Origin of the sequence: Cohnella phaseoli, assembly GCF_003386235.1 — a bacterium.
GTDB lineage: Bacteria > Bacillota > Bacilli > Paenibacillales > Paenibacillaceae > Cohnella > Cohnella phaseoli.
Window position 1 is genome coordinate 66,100 of sequence record NZ_QRDZ01000026.1, and the last position, 19,132, is coordinate 85,231.

The 19,132-nt window shown below is 55.7% G+C and carries 14 protein-coding genes; 4 read left to right on the forward strand and 10 right to left on the reverse strand.

Features of this window, described 5'->3' with window-relative positions; all coding sequences use genetic code 11:
* The first annotated feature begins 200 nt into the window (after window positions 1-200).
* The 4 genes from DFP98_RS27020 to DFP98_RS27035 all read left to right on the forward strand — a co-directional run bounded on the left by DFP98_RS27020 (window position 201) and on the right by DFP98_RS27035 (window position 6,724).
* On the forward strand, window positions 201-1,361 hold the full coding sequence (locus tag DFP98_RS27020; RefSeq protein ID WP_116063750.1) for an ROK family transcriptional regulator: 1,161 nt from the start codon (window positions 201-203) through the stop codon (window positions 1,359-1,361).
* A 571-nt stretch (window positions 1,362-1,932) separates the two neighbouring features.
* A complete protein-coding gene (locus DFP98_RS27025) occupies window positions 1,933-2,253 on the forward strand; it encodes an ArsR/SmtB family transcription factor (protein ID WP_116063751.1) in 321 nt (106 codons plus the stop codon).
* A 316-nt stretch (window positions 2,254-2,569) separates the two neighbouring features.
* Window positions 2,570-3,157 carry a YjgB family protein gene (locus DFP98_RS27030; protein WP_116063752.1) on the forward strand — a complete coding sequence of 196 codons (588 nt, stop codon included), beginning with the start codon at window positions 2,570-2,572 and terminating at the stop codon, window positions 3,155-3,157.
* Window positions 3,158-3,358: 201 nt separating this feature from the next.
* Window positions 3,359-6,724, forward strand: coding sequence for a DEAD/DEAH box helicase (locus tag DFP98_RS27035; RefSeq protein WP_116063753.1), 3,366 nt, complete (start codon window positions 3,359-3,361; stop codon window positions 6,722-6,724).
* Between the two features lie 224 nt (window positions 6,725-6,948).
* Here the strand turns inward: DFP98_RS27035 and DFP98_RS27040 are convergent, their stop codons facing one another.
* The 10 genes from DFP98_RS27040 to DFP98_RS27085 all read right to left on the reverse strand — a co-directional run bounded on the left by DFP98_RS27040 (window position 6,949) and on the right by DFP98_RS27085 (window position 19,121).
* Window positions 6,949-7,869 carry a 3-hydroxyacyl-CoA dehydrogenase family protein gene (locus DFP98_RS27040; RefSeq protein WP_116063754.1) on the reverse strand — a complete coding sequence of 307 codons (921 nt, stop codon included), beginning with the start codon at window positions 7,867-7,869 and terminating at the stop codon, window positions 6,949-6,951.
* Window positions 7,870-8,039: 170 nt separating this feature from the next.
* Window positions 8,040-8,768, reverse strand: coding sequence for an SDR family oxidoreductase (locus DFP98_RS27045; RefSeq protein ID WP_116063755.1), 729 nt, complete (start codon window positions 8,766-8,768; stop codon window positions 8,040-8,042).
* A gap of 218 nt (window positions 8,769-8,986) precedes the next feature.
* On the reverse strand, window positions 8,987-12,667 hold the full coding sequence (locus tag DFP98_RS27050; protein WP_116063756.1) for a glycoside hydrolase family 9 protein: 3,681 nt from the start codon (window positions 12,665-12,667) through the stop codon (window positions 8,987-8,989).
* A gap of 106 nt (window positions 12,668-12,773) precedes the next feature.
* Window positions 12,774-13,031 carry a hypothetical protein gene (locus DFP98_RS27055; RefSeq protein WP_116063757.1) on the reverse strand — a complete coding sequence of 86 codons (258 nt, stop codon included), beginning with the start codon at window positions 13,029-13,031 and terminating at the stop codon, window positions 12,774-12,776.
* A 37-nt stretch (window positions 13,032-13,068) separates the two neighbouring features.
* On the reverse strand, window positions 13,069-13,440 hold the full coding sequence (locus tag DFP98_RS27060; RefSeq protein ID WP_116063758.1) for a cytochrome-c oxidase: 372 nt from the start codon (window positions 13,438-13,440) through the stop codon (window positions 13,069-13,071).
* A 202-nt stretch (window positions 13,441-13,642) separates the two neighbouring features.
* Window positions 13,643-15,676, reverse strand: coding sequence for a LuxR family transcriptional regulator (locus DFP98_RS40045; RefSeq protein ID WP_116063759.1), 2,034 nt, complete (start codon window positions 15,674-15,676; stop codon window positions 13,643-13,645).
* Window positions 15,677-15,831: 155 nt separating this feature from the next.
* The gene (locus tag DFP98_RS27070; RefSeq protein ID WP_116063760.1) at window positions 15,832-16,812 is read right to left on the reverse strand and encodes a sensor domain-containing diguanylate cyclase; all 981 of its coding nucleotides are present in this window, start codon (window positions 16,810-16,812) and stop codon (window positions 15,832-15,834) included.
* 31 nt (window positions 16,813-16,843) lie between these two features.
* A complete protein-coding gene (locus tag DFP98_RS27075; RefSeq protein ID WP_116063761.1) occupies window positions 16,844-17,647 on the reverse strand; it encodes an alpha/beta fold hydrolase in 804 nt (267 codons plus the stop codon).
* Between the two features lie 100 nt (window positions 17,648-17,747).
* A complete protein-coding gene (locus DFP98_RS27080; RefSeq protein ID WP_116063762.1) occupies window positions 17,748-18,290 on the reverse strand; it encodes an RNA polymerase sigma factor in 543 nt (180 codons plus the stop codon).
* A gap of 153 nt (window positions 18,291-18,443) precedes the next feature.
* The gene (locus DFP98_RS27085) at window positions 18,444-19,121 is read right to left on the reverse strand and encodes a TIGR00266 family protein (RefSeq protein WP_116063763.1); all 678 of its coding nucleotides are present in this window, start codon (window positions 19,119-19,121) and stop codon (window positions 18,444-18,446) included.
* Between the last annotated feature and the right edge of the window lie 11 nt (window positions 19,122-19,132).

The following is a 19,132-nucleotide window of genomic DNA, read 5'->3' on the forward strand; positions in this document are numbered from 1 at the left end:
TAGGCCTCCTTGAAACCGATGTCATTTTGGTAATCTGATCTCAGCATAACACCGACAACTTAGTTTGTCTATTCAATAAACTAAGTTTTGAGGTTATTAATTTATGTTATAATGGACTTCATAATGTGGACCAAGCCATCATGAAGTCATGAGTCATGTCCAAGCCACTCTATCCGAGCCGAAGGAGCTTCTGCGCCGCTATGACGACACCTACGGGCGATCAAGCGCTCATTAAACGAATCAATACAGCCATCGTGCTGGAAAGTATTTTGCGGGGAGCCCCCCTGTCCCGCGCGCAAATCTCGGAGCAATCCGGGCTTAATAAAGCAACCGTGTCCAGCCTGGTGCAGGATCTGATCGACGGCTCGCTCGTGCGGGAGATCGGAACGGGCCAGTCGAGCGGCGGGCGCAAGCCGGTCATGCTCGAATTCGTCGCCGCTTCCGGATATGCGATAGGCATCGATCTGGGCGTCAACTATGTCCGCGGCGCGCTCGTCGATATGCGGGGCGTTATCCTTGCTGAGCAGACATCCCCTCTTCGCGATTCGGAGCCGGAAGCGGTATTCGAGCAATTGTGCGGCTGCGTCGAAGCGCTGATCGCCGAAGCGCCGCCCAGCCCTTACGGAATCGTCGGCATCGGAGCGGGCGTTCCCGGCATCGTCGATGAGCACGGAACGATCCTGTTCGCACCCAACCTGCAATGGCGGGACATTCCGCTGCAGCGCATGCTGACAGAGCGCTTCGGCCTGCCCGTCATCATCGATAACGAGGCCAACGCGGGCGCGCTTGGCGAGCAAAAATACGGTGCCGGACGCAACATCGCCAATCTGGTCTATGTCAGCGTCGGGATCGGAATCGGTACCGGGCTTATTTTGAACAAATCGCTCTATAAAGGCACGACAGGCTTCTCGGGAGAGATGGGGCATCTGTCTATCGAAGCTCACGGTCAAAGCTGCGCCTGCGGCAATCGAGGCTGCTGGGAGCTGTACGCCTCGGAGCGTGCGCTGCTAAAGCAGGCTTCTTCGCTCGGCTTCGACGACTTGGAACAGCTACTGGCCGCGGCCAGCTCGGGAAGGCAGGACGTCCAAGAGCTCTTCGCCGACATCGGCGAATATTTGGGCATCGGGATCGCGAACATCGTCAACATCTTCAACCCAGATGCCGTCATTATCGGCAACCGACTAAGCCAAGCCCGACCATGGCTAGAGAACGCCTTGCGCCAAACTGTCGTGCAGCGCGCTCTCGGCTTCCACCTGCGCAAGGCGCAGTTTCTCTTCGCCGAACTAGGCGAACGCTCCGCCATGATGGGAGCCGCCGAAATGGCCATCTCCGGCTTCTTTTCCCGCATCAAATCGGCTTAGACAAAAATCATCCGCCACCGCCCGGCTGCGATGGCGGATTGGAGCCGAGCTGCGGAGGAGGCCGACCATTATCTTGTCGCTCGTAGGCCCGGACGATTAGATTGTGCTTTGGCGGGCCGCGGGCCAAAAAGGCACCTCGGCGCCCCCCATGCCCCGGGATGAAGGCCAAGAAAGTGCCCCCACGCTCTCCAAACGGGGGAGCGGAGGCCAAATAAGTGCCTCGGCGCTATCCATGCCGCGGGATGAAGGCCAAGTGTTTAATCTCCTAATGGACTGGGATACACATAGATTGCTTAACCTCACAACAATGGCCTATCTCCGACACACACTTTCTCTCCTATTACCCGACCGTCAGCCCGCCTCACGCCCCTCCATATCCGCCCCCCCACCGCCGCCATTCGCACCATATACTACTCTTCCTTATCCCGATAACGCCAAACTGCCCGCATACTGCTCATATAGGCCTCGCAAATCTTTATCTGGTTTATCTTTTATGTTATAAATTAATATATCATTATGCACGAATCTATTATTTCAACCAGAGTCTAAGCGGACAGAGGGAGTTGGGGAAATGAGCGATCGATTGGGCCAAATGGCGGAGCTGTTGAAGCTGTTGGGGGATCGTACCAGGTTAGCTATTTTGGGGCTGCTGCAGGAAAAAGACTTATGCGTCTCGGACATCGTAGAGTTGCTGGGTACAAGCCAGCCCAACGCGAGCCAGCATCTTCGCAAGCTTCGAACAGCCGGACTCATCAGCGAGGAAAAACGCGGCCAATGGGTTTACTACACGTTAAATCTGAGCGATTTCCCCGACTTGCGCATCTTTCTGTCCCAATTGCCCGGACGCAAAGAGCGGCTGCGCTCGCTCGCCAATCTGGCGGAACGGGAATAGCCTTCTTCTCAAAAAATGCCTTAACTTCATTAATGGATTCCGCCTCATAATCCCCCTTTTCTTGGTCCAAAATAAAGGAAAGAGGGCGCGGATTCCCCCGCTTCGATCCGTTTGCTCTCTTAAGAGCAGCGGACTTTTTGCGTTGCCACGTTAGGAGCTCCTCGGCTGCGTGCGCGTCGTAAATAACCCGATTCGCCTGCCGGAGATGTGCTCGGTTTTGTAAGATGCCACTAATAACCTTGCAACTTCATCTTCCGAAAACCCGTCTATTTTATGTACACGTGCTTTTATCCAGACATCTAGGGAGGACATTCACATGAAGCATTTCAAGAAATCGACAGGCGTCGTGTTCTTATCCGCAGCGGTAGCATTTGGCTTAATCGGAGCTTCAGGTCATCCGCTCGCGTCCCCATCCGTATCCGCAGCAGCTGTCAAGGACGATCAGGCCCAGGCTAAAGCTCAAGCCCTGCAAACCTTGAACAGCTTTTATAAACCGGCTCTTAAGGGTCAATTTCCCGGAGCAATGGCCGGTCTGACCGTCGGCGTCAGCACGCGCAAGGATGTACAGAAACAAATCGGCGAACCCGAGCTTCCGGGCAAAGACTCCGATGCTTTCGATGTTTACCATGCAGAAATGGGGCATCCAGGCTACGCTGTCAGCTATAAGTTGAACAAAATACGCGAGCTCCGCTATTTCGGCACGAACGTGGAGCGGCAGACAAATATCGGAGGAATCACCCTGAAAATGCTCGTGCACAATTGGGGCCGTCCCGACGCTACAAAAACGATTAAGAACGGTAAGCTCGTCCAGAAAAAAGTCGTCTATAAACGCGGCGATTACCTGTTATCCTTTATTTTCAACAACGATACCGATCTGGATCACATTAATCTGACCGCGAAATAATGGGAGCTGCATGAAGATTTAGCGTAATTCTACCCAGAAAGGGCTGTCTCATAAGTAAAGAGTCTTCCGAAAGGATGAACCTGCTTATGAGTCGGCCCCTTTTTGCTGCCGTGAAACAAACCGCCACCTTGCCATCATTGTCGTCTACGGTCCTGGAATCTGGTATCATGGGGACAACAAGACCAGATCAGGAGTCCGCTTATGAGCTTTCAATTGACGAAAAAGAAGATTAAAACCATGTGCGGCGCCTACTCCTATGAACGGGGAGAGGTCGATTGCCGCGCGGGCAAAGTGACGATCGCCGACTACGATCCTGCCCTCCGCATCTGTACGGCTACAGTTAAAGGCACGCACTCGCGGTTTCGCGTCGATATTCGCGCCGACGACAACGGGGACATTCGCACCGACTGCGAATGTCTTAACCTTAATCTCTCCGCCAGCCAGAGCTGCCGCCATATCGCCGCCACGCTGCTCAGTCTGTATGAGCTTCAGCAATCGGGACAATTAGCCGGGGCCGACAAATCGCCAATAAGCGCTACACAATCCGTCGCTCGTCCTAAACGCCTAAACCAACCGGGACAGCCGAGTTTCCCGGACAGCACGAGAGCTTCCGGCGCCCCTACGGATGCTGCGTTAACTACCGTTATGCTCGATTTGTTCGATACCAAGCCCGTCCGCCCCAGCCGGGCGTCGACGATCTTCGATGCGCGAGAGCCGCTTAGCGTGGAATTTATCGTCAGTCTGTTCCATTACGGATTTCGTAAAAATATGTTTTCCATAGAGCTAAGAGTCGGCTCCAAGCGTACTTATGTCGTCCCGAAGCTGCGTGAATTCCTAGATCGTATCGCTCTGCGCGAACAGTACGAATGCTCCCGGTATTTTACTTACGACCCTGAGCTGCACTGTTTTCACGAAACGAACGACGCCATCATTCGCCAACTGATCGAGCTCCACCGCAACGAGAAAATGTACCGCGACACTTCTGGAGGTTTTGCCGCACATACGACTCCTGCCGGCGGAGATCGCACGCTCCTGATTCCTCCGTCCGTGTGGGAGGAGCTTGCTCCTCTGTTGACCCAGGCTTCGTCCGTAAGACTCGAATACGACGGCTTTTCCTATGAAGGCCTCCGCTTCTCCGACATGCCCATGCCCCTGCTGTTCGAGCTTGAACAGGACGGCGGCTTCGCCGGAGCTGAGCCTTCGGGATATCGCCTGAACGTTCAAGGGCTCGACCGGCTTATCGTACTGGAATCGTACGGCCTAGTCCTTACCGACGGCGCACTGCTCAAGCTGAAGCCCGAGCCATGCAGACGGCTCTCAGAGCTTCAGAAAATGCTGGCCAACGCGCGCGATGCCCACACCATTCGGGTCTCGTCCGAACAAATGGCCCCTTTTATGGAAAAAGTCGTTCCCGGCTTGATGGGACTCGGCAGCGTCAGGCTATCCCAGGCGGTCTCCGAGCAAGTCGTGCAGGCGCCTCTTAAAGCAAAGCTATATTTGGATCGCGTAAGAGACCGGCTGCTGGCCGGACTCGAATTCCATTATGGCGAAATCGTCATCAATCCGCTGGATAACGCCCGGGCCGGACGCGGAATCAATCGAATTCTCATGCGTGAAAGCGACAAGGAAGCCCGTATTCTCGACCTGATGGAGCAGGCGAATTTCATGAAAACGGAAAGCGGCTATTTCATGGAGGACGAGGAGGGTCAGTACGATTTTCTGTATCATATCATTCCGCAGCTTGAGCAGCTGTTGAAGGTATACGCGACCACCGCGATAAAAATCAGGCTTCACGTCGGGCATGCCCCTCCGAGAATCCGCGTTGACGTAGACGAACGGACCAACTGGCTGGAATGCAAGTTCGAGCTGGACGGCGTGCCGGTGACGGAGATCCGCAACCTGATCCAATCGCTAAGCGACAAGCGAAGATACTACAAGCTTCCCAATGGAGCGCTGATGCCGCTGGAGACGCCCGATTACGAGGCGATCAATCGTTTTATCGCTGTGATGAAGGTAGACAAGGGCAGTCTGACCGGAGCGGAGTTCCAGCTTCCCGCCGTGCGCGGGCTGCATCTGATCGACGGGGATAACCGCGATCCCGTCTTGAAGCTGGGCAAGTCGCTGCGCAGCCTGTTGGATAATATGCGAAACCCGGACAGCCTCGACTTCCCTGTCCCGGAGTCCCTGGACGGCATTATGCGAGACTATCAGAAATTCGGCTATCAGTGGCTCAGAACGCTGGCTCATTACCGGTTCGGCGGTATTTTGGCGGACGATATGGGGTTGGGCAAAACACTGCAAAGCATCGCCTATCTCGTATCCGTGCTGCCCGAGATCAGGGACCGGCGACAGCCGGCCGTTATCGTCTGTCCCGCTTCGCTCAGCTACAATTGGCTCAACGAGCTTCGTAAGTTTGCTCCTGAGGTCCGGGCGGTCGTCGGCGACGGCGACAAGATCGAACGAAGCCGTATTCTGGAGCAGCTCTCCCAAGTCGACGTGCTGATCACCTCGTACCCTCTTCTACGCAGGGATGTGGACTCATATGCGGAGCGCTATTTTCACACATTGATTCTTGACGAGGCACAGGCGGTCAAAAACTACGCCACCCAGACAGCCCAATCGGTTAAAGCTTTGCAAGCCCGCTACAGGTTCGCGCTCACCGGAACGCCGATTGAAAATTCGCTGGAGGAGCTGTGGTCGATCTGCGACATCGTTTTCCCGGAGCTGTTCCAGGATCGCGAGACGTTCTCGGAGCTTAGCCGCGAAGCTGTCGCCAAGAGGATTCGCCCGTTCCTGCTGCGGCGTCTGAAGACGGACGTGCTCGCGGAGCTGCCCGAGAAAATCGAATCGGTGCAACCGTCTGTGCTGCTGCCGGAGCAGAAGAAGCTGTACTTAAGCTATCTGGCGAAATTGCGCAAGGAAACGCTAAAGCACCTCGACGAAGAAGGCTTCGGACGCAGCCGAATCAAGATTCTAGCCGGGCTTACCCGACTTCGCCAACTATGCTGCCACCCGGCTCTGTTCGTGGAGGGTTACGAAGGCGGCTCGGCCAAATTCGAACAGTTAATGGAGCTGATTGAAGAGTGCCGGGACGCGGGCAAAAGAATGCTCGTATTCTCGCAATTTACGGAAATGCTGGGCATGGTGGCGCGGGAGCTCGGCTATCAAGGGGTTCCGTTCTTCTATCTCGACGGGCAGACCCCGGCAGCGGAACGCGTTGACCTGTGCAGCAGATTTAACGACGGCGAACGCGAGGTGTTCTTGATCTCGCTGAAGGCGGGAGGAACCGGACTTAACTTGACCGGCGCCGATACCGTCATCCTCTACGACCTCTGGTGGAACCCGGCCGTCGAGCAGCAAGCTGCAGACCGGGCGCATCGGATGGGCCAGAAAAACGTCGTTCAGGTGCTGCGCCTCATCGCCCAAGACACGGTGGAAGAAAAGATGTACGCGCTCCAGCAGCGCAAAAAACATCTTATCGACGAAGTGATCCAGCCGGGGCAAGAGGCTTTGTCCTCGATTACCGAGGAGGATATTCGGGAGTTGTTGACGATTCCAACCATTTAGATTGATTTAGACTAGTAGAGCGCTCCCGAAATAACGTAATCAAGCTCATGAGGCTGCAAGCCTGCTGGGCAACGTTAGAGCGACAAATCGCAGTGCCACGAGGCTGTAAGCCTGCTGGGCAACGTTAGAGCGACAAATCGCGCTGCCGCGAGGCTGTAAGCCTGCTGGGCAACGTTAGAGCGACAAATTGCGGTGCCACGAGGCTGCAAGCCTGCTGGGCAACGTTAGAGCGGCGACGACTCGCGTTTCAGTCTGACCAAATCCTGCAACTGCTGTTCGAAATTGTCCTTAACCTCATCGGCATCATCATAACGATAGAACCCTGCGCCGCTCTTCGCTCCGAGCTGCCCCTCCGCCGCTTTGGCAAGCAAGGATTCCGGCGCGCTCCGGCTTACGCCAAGCTCGGGGAAGAGATGTCCGGTCACCTTCGACCATATATCGAGCCCGCCCAAATCGGCGATTTCGAACGGCCCTTTGAAAGCGTAGCGAAGTCCGAGCGCTTCCTTGACGACCGTATCGATCTGCTCGGCGTCGGCAATTCCATTTTCCAACAGATAAAATGCTTCACGGAGTAGCGCGGCCTGCAGACGGTTGGCGATAAAACCGGGAATGTCCCGCTTGAGCACGACAGGCGTCTTACCGCAGCTGCGCATAAGGTTGACCGTCTCATCGATAATCGCAGAAGGCGTGTCCGGCAATCCGACAATTTCGACCAGCGGAATGAGATGTGCGGGGTTAAAAAAATGCATAATGATCATTCTGTCGCTGAACGGCTGGTTTTCGGCTAAGGTTTCGAGTGCAAAAGTAGAAGTATTGGAAGCTACAATGGCATTATCACGGATATTTTGGGCAAGTTGGCGGTATACCTCGCGCTTGATCTCAAGCTGCTCCGGCACCGCCTCTACGATTAAATCTGCGTTTGCAATCGCTTTCGAGATATCTTCGTAAATACGAACGGAAAAGCGGCTGTCATCTGGACGGCCGGAGTCGTTCATGCGATTATCCTCGAACGAACGCAGCTTCTCATCAAGGACGGTACGCGCCATATGCGGCTCATACAAGCAAACCTCGTAGCCATGCTCCGCAAAGAGCCGGACAATTCCAATTCCCATCGTGCCGGCGCCCAGAACGGCAATCTGTTTCATCCTGACACTCCTCCTGAATGCATCGTTTTGCTTCCATTTTACACGCCGTTATTTTATTGGGGAAATTCATATATACCATAACATTTATTCCAAACTCCTATATATAAGAGGCGGTTCCACCGAAAAAAAAGATGAGGCAGGAGAAATCGCCTCATCTTTTTATTAGTCCCTCACCAGGGCAAACTGCCCGCGTCGCTGAAGAAGCCGCCCGTTGGGCCGTCCGCTGGCAATGTCGCCAGCCGGACGGCTGTCCGCGCCCCTTCCTCCGGCGTTCGCATGCCGGTGAACGCGTTAAGCGCAGTCGCGCAATAGCCGGGGTCGGCCGCATTGACTTTGATCGCGGATTCTCTTAGATCGTTCGCATAAAAAACGGTTAAAGCGTTCACTGCCGCCTTCGACGAGTTATAGCCGATCATCAGGAAGGAAGCAAGCTCAAAGTTGGGGTCGCTGTTCAGCGTCAGCGAACCGAGCGAGCTGGACATATTGACGATCCGTCCCTGCTCCGACGCCAGCAGCAGCGGCACCATCGCTTTCGTTGTGCGGAATACACCGAATACGTTGGTCTCGTAGACGGCGACCATGGAACGAATATCGTAGTCGCTCGGGGGTTTCTCATCTACGAGAATGCCCGCGTTGTTTACGAGAATGTCCAGCCTGCCGAATTGACCGCGAATAGCGACGGCAGCGTCTTCGACCGATTGCTGATCCGTTACATCCAGATGGACAAACCGGGCGTCCACGCCTTCGCCTGCAAGCCTAAGCTCCGCTTCCATCCCTCGCCTCTCGTCTCTAGCCCCGATCAACACCGTAATGCCCTGCTTTCCGAGTTGTCGTGCGATCTCGAAGCCGATTCCCTTATTCGCGCCCGTTACGAGCGCAATCAATGAAGATTTGCTCATTCTCCTGGCTCTCCCCTCACTGCTCTAAGGGATGTCCCATAAGTAATCAAAGCTGATCTGAACGATGATCGATGATTCCAATAGACCCGTCACAAGGTCATTTCAGGACCGTATGAGGCAGTCTCCAGGAGATAGATGCCCTTCTTTTTTCATCGATAATCTTGCACGCCCCTACTTATGGGACAGCCCCTAGCTCTCTAGACGCTCAACACTACCGCTTACTCTACATACACCTTCAGCCAGCCGTCGCCAATGGCGGATTCGTCGATCCACGAACCGCCGCTGTATTTCCCGAACTTCAGGGCGCCGCTCACTTCCGAGGTCAGCCATTCGTAACCGGCGAAATCGGACGTTTGCGACTGACCCAGCACGATCGCATACGTTGCGCCGCTTTCCAGCCCGGCGTATGCGAGCGGAATGCTGACTATGGCGTAGTCTTCGCTAACTTCGCTTGCTTTGACGTTGACCGTCGCAAGCGCCTTTCCGATCGGCTTATTGTTCTTGGTCGCGTACAAGCTGACCGTCAAGCTGCTCGGATTGTTGAACTTTCTGACATTGACCTCGATATGGGTCATCTGTTGGTTCGCATTCGCGGTAAATGTCTGGTATCTGTTCTCTTGATCCCGCGTTTCGCCAAACATAAAGCCGTATGTGCCCTGATGGGAAACGTCGATGATTGGCGACGCCTCTTGCGGCGCCTCTTCTCCAGTCACAGCCGCTACAGGAGCGCTCCACTCGCCCGCGCCCGCGCCGTTAAGAGCCCGGATGCGATAAACGTGAGTCGACCCTGCCGCCAATCCGTCGTGAACGAAAACCGGGATATTCGTCAGTTGATAGTCGATGGAGCCGTCCACCTCGATCTCATAAGCGACCGCATGCTGCACCGCTTCCCAGCTCACATGAACCGTGGAAGCGCCGACGGCCGTTGCCTGAACCCCGACCGGCGCAGCCGGAACTTGATGCTCCTGCGGGTCCTGCGGGTCCGGATCGTTCGGTTCGTTCGGCTCGGTCTGGCCGCCTTGCGCAACGGAAAGCTTCAGCCAGCCGTAGCCGATATGGGATTCGTCAGCCCATTCGCTGCCCGTATATTTGCCGAAATTCAGATTGCCGTTCACATCAATTTCGGTCAGCCATTCGTAGATGCCGCCAGCGCCGCCAGCCGCTTGGCCCAGCACGATCGCGTATTTCGTATCGTATTTCAATCCGCTATACTTGAGCGGCGCACGGACGATCGTGCCGTCGTCGGATATGGAGTTCGCCGCGATCGTTGCGGAAGCCAGCGGATTGCCCGTCGGCTTATTATCGATTGTCTCGTACAGTTCAACCGTAACATCGCCCGGCAAGCCGCCTCTTCTGAGCTTCACCTCTACGCCCGTCAGCGTCGGGTAAGAGTCCGCTACGAACGTCTGGTACCGCTTCACCTGATCCCAGGTTTGACCAAACGTATAGCCGTTCGTGCCGTTGTGCGACAGATCGATCTCGCTCGTCGGCGGAGCTTCAGGCGTCGTTACCGTCGTCGGATCGCTCCATTCGCTGGCCCCTCCGCTGTTGATCGCTCTGACCCGGTAGCTGTGCGTGGAAGACGAAGCCAATCCTTTATACAGCACCGACGTTTGATTGCCGACGCTCTTCACCACGCCGTCCGCTTCCGCTTCGTAGCTTGTCGCTCCCTCCATCGCATCCCAGCTCAGCAGCGTCGTAAAGCTGCCGGTTGCCGTCGCAAGCACATCGCTTGGCGTCTCCGGTGGCGGAGGCGGCACCTCGGTCGTCGCCGTTGCCGGAGCGCTCCACTCGCTCTCTCCGAGCGTATTTCTCGCTTTGACGCGATACGTATGCGTTGTGCCATGACCAAGTCCTTCGTGCGTATAAGATAAGCTAGGGCCATTGTCCTGCACGACGCCGTCAATTTCGATGTCATAAGCGGCTGCGCCTTGTGTCTTGTTCCACTTGAACACGATCGACGTCGTGCCGGTCGCGTTCGCAGATTCCCCTACAGGTACGGCAGGCGGCTCCGTCGGCAGCGGAGGCGCGGATACGAACTTCGCCAGCAGCTTCACGTAAGCGGCTTGGTAATAGATGCCGTTCTCGGTAATCTCCCAAGAAGCGTCTACCGTCCGCGGCCAATCCCAGGCAATGCCGTTCCAGTCCTTGTACATCTTCTGTCTCGGCTGTCCCAGCGGCGGCGAAGCCGTGCCGCTGTACTGCATGCTCGGCCCGCCGGGCACGAATCCCGCAGGCGCCAGATCCCACTGCGATCCGTCCGCAAACCAGCTATGATAAATTTGCGAGATGGAATTTTCCGCGCCGTACTCTTCCATATTGGTCAAGTAGACAAAGCCGAACGGGTTCACGCCGTGGAAGTAATGCAGCGTGTTTTGCGCCCGCTTGTCGAAATTGTCCCGCTTGCTCGGATTGACGTCATATTGAACGAAATCGTAGGCGGTTGCGCCCAATCGCGCCCGAACTTGCAGGCTTCCCCAGTGGTACGCCCAGCCCGGTACATACGAGCGGTACAAATCGTCGTTATCATTAAATCTTTCATCGAAATCCTGCACATCGCGTCTTTCCAAAATATGCGCTTTGACAGTCGGATCGGCGTTCGGCAGCGTTGTGTAGAACATGACGGCATCCGCTTGCTCACCGTAGTACATGCCCCAATAGCCGTCGCTCATCGCCCACGTCTGCTTGTAATTGTTGACAAAGTACGTATTGTACTTTGCATCGCCGGTCAGCGCGAACAAATACGCGGCGGCAACCGTGGCGATCTGTTCCTGGCTTTCGAGCGACATATCCGCATCGCCCGCTTCGATCTCGCCGTTGTCGGCGTTAGCCGTCTTCGGATTCGCGTGATACCAGTCCCAAGCCTGAATCGCCCGCTCCCGAAGATCGTCGGCATAGCTGCGCAGCGTCGGGAATTTCTCATATACGAGCGCCGCATGGGCAAAATTCAACGAGGTCACGACCGTAGATGCGGACGCTTTCGGCAAATAGTAGCGATACCGCGTAATCGCGCTTGGCGGATTGGCGAACTCGCCGATGCCGCCGCTGCTTGGCACGCCGACCTTCAGCAGAACGCCGCCGTCGCTTTCCTGCATCTTTTTCAGCCAGTCGAGCTCCCACTTCACCTCATCGAGAATGTCCGGGATGCCATTGCCGGATTCGGGGATGTTGTAATCGTCGGAAAATGCGCCGGGCTCCCGCTCGTAAGCGGACAACAGCTCGTTCACCGGCTGAGCCGTAAACGTAACATATTTGTTATAGTCGCCCGCATCCATCCAGCCCCCGGACAGATCCTTCTCCGTCGCCGGATTGTTGCGATCGAATACGTTTCTCGCCTGCGTATCCTGATGCGGGCCAACGAAGGCCGGACCGTCCGCAAAGGCGGCGCCTGCGTGCTCGGCCAGATGCGGCGTGCCGATCCGCTGATAGTAGAACGTCTTGATCGCCGCTTTCAGCACGTCTTGATAGACGTCCGCCGCGATTCTGAAATTATGGGACTTGGAATTGCCCTGCACATCGTAAATATAATAGTCGCCTTCCGCCGTTACGGACGAGAAGTCGAACCACCAGCCCCGATCGCCCGAGAACGGCTCGGTTGCGCCCTTGTTCCAGACTGTCGGCGCTCCCGTGAATACGACCGCATCGTCGCTGACGCGTCTTACCTCAAACACGCTGCCGGGCGTATACGAATCCGCGCTGTTAAATCCTTCTTGCGGATCGACGAGCACGGCGACCTTGTCGCCATTGGGCAAATAGCCGAACTGATCGACCATCATATATTTCTGCACGGACACGCTCGGCACAGCCGCATACGACGGCGCGGGGGGCAGCATTCCAATCAGAAGGGTACTGGATAAAAGCGAAGTGCATAACAAACGGCTTGTTTTACTTTTCAACACTGTTGTCAACTCCTATTCTTGTTCAATAGCTCCTATCGTTATGAGCACTCTCAACAGCAGAGAGGCGGCTTTCGCCCTTGTCGCGTGGCCGAAGCCAACTGCTCCATCAGCGTCTCACACTTCCGGGCGGAGACGATGAGACTTCTTCACCGTCCGCCTCAGCCGGTTCGCCTTGCAGCTCTGCAACCGACTCCGGCTCAAGCTCCGCCTGCAGACTGCGCATCATGCTTTCCGAAGCTTCGTCGACAGCCAGCCGCTCCGCTGCAACCAGACTCGTTTCTGCGGTTTGCGCCATTAATCCGCCGAGCCCGATGGCGACAGCCAGCATCACTTTTAACGCTTTACGTCCCCAATCTCTCATCATCGCTTTCCTCTCTCCTTTCCGCGCAGTGTTGCCGGTGTTACCGCACATGCTTAAAGGCATTGATCATGAACAGGATGACGCCTGCGACGACCATCACGCTGCCTACAGACACGATCGGTATCATTGCCTTATCGCCCGTCAGCAGCATGGCCGCAAGCCCAGCCATCATAATCGGAATGCCGATCATGTGCAGCCAGAAGTGCCATTTGCCGAGCTTGGACGCCGCTGCATTCGGGAACAGATGATACACAATTCCTCCCAACGCCATAGACACCCAGCCAAGCAAGTTAATATGCGCATGAACCGGACTAAGCGTGTAGTCCTCGCTGATCGACATCCCCATCCCCATCAGCGCGCCAAGGACAAAATAGATGGCGGAACCTGCAATCATCTTTCTGGACATGTTCATTCTCCTCTCATCCATGTGAAATTTACTCTATCACCGTTGATCGAATCCCGATATTATACGCAAGTATACTTTTGCATCCGATCGGTTCGCCGCAACGCAAAAAAACGCCTTACGGCGTTTTCCGGACAAAGGATATGACGGGACTCCAGCCTGCCTCGAAATCGAGACAGGCTGGGGGAAGAGGGGACGCGGCCAGAGCCGATCAGGCGCTGCTCGATTTCCCGACAAGCAGCTTGATCAATTGGCCTCGGCCTTTGACGGCCAGCTTGTTGTAGATGGAACTGACATGCTTTTTAACGGTAATTTCGCTTACATACAGCTCGGCGGCAATCTCCGCGTTCGTCATCCCGTCCAACACGAGCGAGACCACTTCCCGTTCCCGTTCCGTCAGCCGTTCGTCGAACTTCCCGCCGGTTGTTTCGGCTTCGAGCGGAACTCCGCTGCGCCTTAGCAGCAAACCGAGAAATTGCTCGAGCTTCTCTCCGCGCGTATCGAGCACAAAGGTAGGCGTCGGGGTCCGCCCGTCGTAATTGCAGTGCAGCAACCCCGGTACGTCCTGGAACCCCAGCTCTCGATGAACGGTATCGAAAAAAGGCACCGGAGGCGGGGACGTCACGAACAGTCCCCCTGCATACATATAAGAAAACATCAGGAACATACCTTCAATAACCAAATCCGGATTGCCCCAATCGACGAAGTCGATTGAGCGAATAAACCATCCCGCCTGATCCAGCGGCGCAGTCTTCAGCCTGTCGTATTCGGCGGGCGTCAGCGAGGCCAGGTATGGCCCGGCGAACGGATCGGCGCTTAGAGCCGGCAAGGTTGCCGCATGAATCGGAATAATGACGGCCAGTCCGACGGCTTCCCCGTTCGCGGACCGAAGCAGCATGGCCGAACGGCGGTCGAGCGCAAGCCATGCCCGCAAATCCAAATCTTTAACCGCCAGAGCCATATCCTCACGAGCTTCGCTGTTCTCGTAATGTTCATCGGTCTCCGGATCGACCAGCACCAAATCCAGCGGCGTCGCCGCCTGATTCCTCCTGCTGAGATAGCGTTCGCCCTCGTCGACATTGGCCATGGTTAACGGCCCCCACGCATACCGGCCGCGCGCCTGCGCCTGAATAGAGGTACGCACGAGTCCTCCTCCTACATAGTAGAGCAGTTCCCCGACTTCCCATTCCGTATTGCGATAGGTCGACGAGTGGCGAATCCGGGCCGCAAAATATTGGGCCGCCCTCCCCCTCAGCCTCTCGCAATAAACCGGCGTGCGTTCCTCAAGCTGCTTGCGCATCGTTCCTCTAACGAGATCGTGGAGCATCCAACCGCGATTCGTGCGTCGTACAAAAGACAGGGCAATCAGCCGTTCGAACGACTCATCGTCGATTTCCTTATCCATAATAAACTGCAATACTTCGCGATTGACATGCAGCAGCACGGCGGCGGCCTCGACCAGTTGGCGCAGCTGAGCGTCCGGCACCTCGCGCAGCCAGGCTTTCGCCAACTGCTCGAACCATTCCGCCTCGTCCGCCGAGCCGTTCGTCCAGTCCGCCTGAGCGTCAACGAATGCGGCGAGCGACAGCGCAAGCGGGTGCCCGCGCGTCTTGTGCCAAATGCGCGAGATGTGCTCGTCATTCGTCATTCCCAACCGCTGCAAATAAACGCCGCATGCCGTCCTGCTCAGATTGTCGAGGGGCATGTAGCGAATTCGTTCGCGCAGCGCCGGCGTAACGATCCATTGGTCTTTCAGCTTATATCGTCCAGCAATGAGAAATAGAACGCAGGGAGGCAACCGCTTGCAAAATTGCTCGCGCAGCCATCCGTCCAGTTCGCCCATTTCTTCATACGTATCCAGCGCAATAACGACCTTGGCCGTCTCGGAGATGCGGCGCAATTCGTGCAAGCATGTATCGAGCGCATCCCCCTGCCTATCCGGCCCTCTCTCCGCCTCTGCTTGCCCCCCCTTCATCTGGCGCAGCAGTCGCTGGCAGAATTGCTCGGCCGTATGGTTGAAGTCGCGGCTGTCGAGCAGCAGCATCCGCGCCCCCGACCGCTCCGCCAACCGCCGGTACGCATCGAGCAAAAAGCTTTTGCCTGTTCCGGCTGTGCCGTAGATGCTCCAGATTCGTTTGTCGTCGCTTGGCTCCTCGGACAAAAAAAGGTGAAAAAGCGCCAACTGATCGTCCCGTTCCGCAATAAATTCGTCGTCCCGTTCGTCGTAAATCCCTATCGTATGCATGAGCAGGCTCACACCTTTTTCAATAAAATCCCCACTCTATACAGATTAAACCAAACACACGACAAAAAGTAGCCTGAAATAAAAAAGGGGACGGAATTGTCGACTCTCCCAAGCCACAAAGCCATCCCTTTGCATGCAAATATTCTATCTTTCACTTAACCTACATTATCCTGAGCAAAAGTGACCCGGTTCCTTCCATCCGTCTTCGACCGATAGAGCGCCTGATCCGCTCTGGCGATGAGCGTTGGCGCCGTATCTCCCCAGCCGGCCGTTGCCGCTCCGACGCTGATCGTGATGCGGAGATCGCCCATATCCGTCCGCTCGGCCGCCAGACGATAGCGCTCGGCCGCCTGAACGGCGGCGTCCCGGTCTGCATTGGCCAGAATGACGGCGAACTCCTCGCCGCCGTACCGCGCCACGATATCATTGTCGCGCGATTGCTCTCGCAGCAGCTTGGCGAGCCGTCTGAGCACCTCGTCTCCAATGGGGTGACCGTACGTGTCGTTCACCTTTTTGAAGAAATCGATATCGAGCAGCAGCAGCGAAAACGGAACGTCGGCACGCTCGTACGTAGCGAAGCTCGCGGCCAGGCTCGTCTCGAAATGCCTGCGGTTCCACGCTCCGGTTAACCCGTCCGTATAAGCCTGCGCCTCCAGCGCCTGATTGACGGCCACCAGCTTCTCCTGCTTCTCCTCCAGCTCCGCATGAAGCCGAACGAGCGCCTCGTGCGCCTCGTCCTTCGCGCGGTTAAGCTCCTCCAGCTTTTTGGCCGCGACCAGCATATCCCGCTCGTGATCGATTCGCTGCTTCATCGGCAGCAGAAACCCGTCGATGACCGTCTCCCCATCCCGCTCGGCGCGAGCCGCGCTCATCAATACCGGCGTCTCCTGTCCGTCCTTCGTTTTCAGGCCGAGATAGATTTCGTTTGCCTGTCCATTGAGCTGGAGCATCGGATAAAAATAAGTATGATAGAAGATGCGGTTGGCTGCCGTCAATATGGTCTCCATATGCCGCCCGATCAGTTCCTCCCGCTCAAACCCTAATGCGCGCAGCAGCGTCCGATTCATCTCCCGAATCTCGCCCGCGCCGTTCAGACAGAGATACCCGCACGGCGCTTCGTTCAATAGCTCGTCCATGTCTTCGCAACCCTTCCGTATTCTCGCGATGTTAAGAGGCCAAGTAAGCTTGGATCAGCCTCGTTGTCTCCTCCGGGTGGCTCAAGTGAGGATAATGCCCTTTCGCTTGCATCGGGCTTAACGTGCTGTTGTTCAGATGGGCATGAAGATAGTCTCCGACTTCCTTCGGCGCAATGCTGTCTTCCGCGCACTGGAGAATAAGCGAAGGCACCGTCACTCGTCCCAATTGCTCGCGGAAATCCAAGAAGAACGTCGTTTCCGCGAACTGTCGGGCAATCTTCGGCTCGCTGGAGCTGAAGCTATGCTCCAATTCATTCGACAGATCGCCGCGCTTCGGATTGTTCAACACTATCGGAGCGAGATAGTTGGCCCAGCCCATAAAATTCATCTCCATCATTCCCAGCAGGCCGCGAATGTCGCTCTCGTCGAACCCGCCGTAATAATCCGGCAAATCGTTCAAATAACGCGGAGACGATCCGATCATAATCAGACGGCTGAACAGCTCCGGCCTTTCGATCGAAGCGAACGCGCCAATCATTCCGCTAACCGAATGACCGACGAATATCGCATCACGCAGCTTCAGAACCTCCGCGATCTCCAGCACATCCTGCGCGTAGCCGCTTAAGCTGCCGTATCTGTCTTCGCGATAAGCGCTATGGTCGGAACGGCCGGAGCCGACGTAATCGAACATAACGACCCGGTAGTCCCGCTCGAATTGCGGGGCGACATAGCGCCACATCGTCTGATCGCAGCCGAAACCGTGCGCGAACACAATCGTCCGCTCTCCTTCGCCCGTAATTTTAAGGTTGTTGCGATCTCGTATACTTGTCGTCATCTTCTGTCTCTCCTTTTGCGATATGCGTCCATCCGATTATGTCCGGGCAAGAAGAAAGCCGGGAGGTCCGCCGCTTGCTCCGGACTTCTCGGCTTGCCGATCAACTTTTCTCCAGATGCTTCTTGAGCAGGTCTCGTCCTCGCTTCAAGCGGGACTTGACCGTATTCATTTTCACCTGGTTCATCTCCACGATTTCCTCCATCGACATATCCAGCACGTACCGCTGATACACCATCAGCCGATAAGCCTTCGGCAGCTTATCGATCGCCGCGAGCAGATGCTCGGAGGTTTCCTTCAGGATCAGCGCGTCCTCCGGGCGGCTCGCTTCGGCAATCTGATTCTCCCAGCCTTCGTGATACATCATCGGATGGTTGAGCGTCAGCTTGGTCTTCCGCTTGCGCAGCATGTCGATGCAGATGTTCTTTGTCGTCGTGAAAATGAGAGAGGAGATTGAGCCTGCAGGATCGAGACGTTCGAAATTCACGTAGAGCTTAAGGAACGTCTCCTGCACAGCCTCTTCCGTATCTGTCGTGCTGCGCAGGATTTTCCATGCGAAGCTGAATATTTTATCTTTGTAATGCTCGAATAATTGCTCGTAAGAAACGACCGGTAAACCTCTGCCGACTGCGGGCTGCATATCCATAGGCTTTGCACCTCTTCTCCGTAAATCTCAGTATTCTCCATTATACCATCATAGAGCCTTCCTGTTCGATATTCACAGAAAATTCGCAAAACCTTTTTTTAATCCGAAAAGGAGGGCTTCGCCGACATTTCTTCGACGTATTTTGTGTACAACTTATCTGCTCGGAATAAACTTTCTAATCCAGCTGCCGAAGCCCGAAGGGTTGCGGGTCTGAATGAGCACGACCCCTTCGCCGCGGAATCTGCATACGAGGCCTTCGCCGCTTGTGATGCTGGAGAACCAGCCTTTGGAAGCTTTCTCGATCGAATAGTGCATGTAATCCGGCCAAGCGACGAGATGACCGTTGTCGATGATCCGCTCTTCCCCCTGCTCGATATTTACCGCATGAATCGATCCGTACGAAGATAGAAACACGGTTCCCTTTCCGCTGATCTCGATAATGAAGAAACCTTCTCCGGACAACAGGCCGCGACTCAAATTTTGCATTTTCGTATTAACCTGAATGCCGCTCGTTCCCGCAAGGAATCCGTCCTTTTGAACCATTAGCCGGTAGGACCCGTCCAACTCGACGGCTTGAATGTCCCCGATGGACGATGGAGCGAGCAGCACCTCTCCGCCGCCGCGGTTCGCCGACAGCTCCTGGAAGAAAAATTTCTCGCCGCTGAGCATCCGGCCGAGTCCCGCCATCACGCCCCCGTCGGCCGTACCTGTAACGTCGATATTGGGAGACATCGAGACCATCGCCCCAGATTCGGCCTTAACACTTTCTCCGGCCTGCAGTTCAACCTTCAACATAGCAAAAGCGCCCTGATACAACAGATCGTATTTCACGAAAATCCTCC

Excerpts from the sequence above, each read along its gene's own strand:
- DFP98_RS40045 (WP_116063759.1), bottom strand. The coding sequence starts at position 15,676 with ATGCATACGATAGGGATTTACGACGAACGGGACGACGAATTTATTGCG.
- DFP98_RS27020 (WP_116063750.1), top strand. The coding sequence starts at position 201 with ATGACGACACCTACGGGCGATCAAGCGCTCATTAAACGAATCAATACA.
- DFP98_RS27045 (WP_116063755.1), bottom strand. The coding sequence starts at position 8,768 with ATGAGCAAATCTTCATTGATTGCGCTCGTAACGGGCGCGAATAAGGGA.
- DFP98_RS27080 (WP_116063762.1), bottom strand. The coding sequence starts at position 18,290 with ATGGATATGCAGCCCGCAGTCGGCAGAGGTTTACCGGTCGTTTCTTAC.
- DFP98_RS27070 (WP_116063760.1), bottom strand. The coding sequence starts at position 16,812 with ATGGACGAGCTATTGAACGAAGCGCCGTGCGGGTATCTCTGTCTGAAC.
- DFP98_RS27075 (WP_116063761.1), bottom strand. The coding sequence starts at position 17,647 with ATGACGACAAGTATACGAGATCGCAACAACCTTAAAATTACGGGCGAA.
- DFP98_RS27060 (WP_116063758.1), bottom strand. The coding sequence starts at position 13,440 with ATGAACATGTCCAGAAAGATGATTGCAGGTTCCGCCATCTATTTTGTC.
- DFP98_RS27035 (WP_116063753.1), top strand. The coding sequence starts at position 3,359 with ATGAGCTTTCAATTGACGAAAAAGAAGATTAAAACCATGTGCGGCGCC.
- DFP98_RS27025 (WP_116063751.1), top strand. The coding sequence starts at position 1,933 with ATGAGCGATCGATTGGGCCAAATGGCGGAGCTGTTGAAGCTGTTGGGG.
- DFP98_RS27040 (WP_116063754.1), bottom strand. The coding sequence starts at position 7,869 with ATGAAACAGATTGCCGTTCTGGGCGCCGGCACGATGGGAATTGGAATT.
- DFP98_RS27055 (WP_116063757.1), bottom strand. The coding sequence starts at position 13,031 with ATGATGAGAGATTGGGGACGTAAAGCGTTAAAAGTGATGCTGGCTGTC.
- DFP98_RS27030 (WP_116063752.1), top strand. The coding sequence starts at position 2,570 with ATGAAGCATTTCAAGAAATCGACAGGCGTCGTGTTCTTATCCGCAGCG.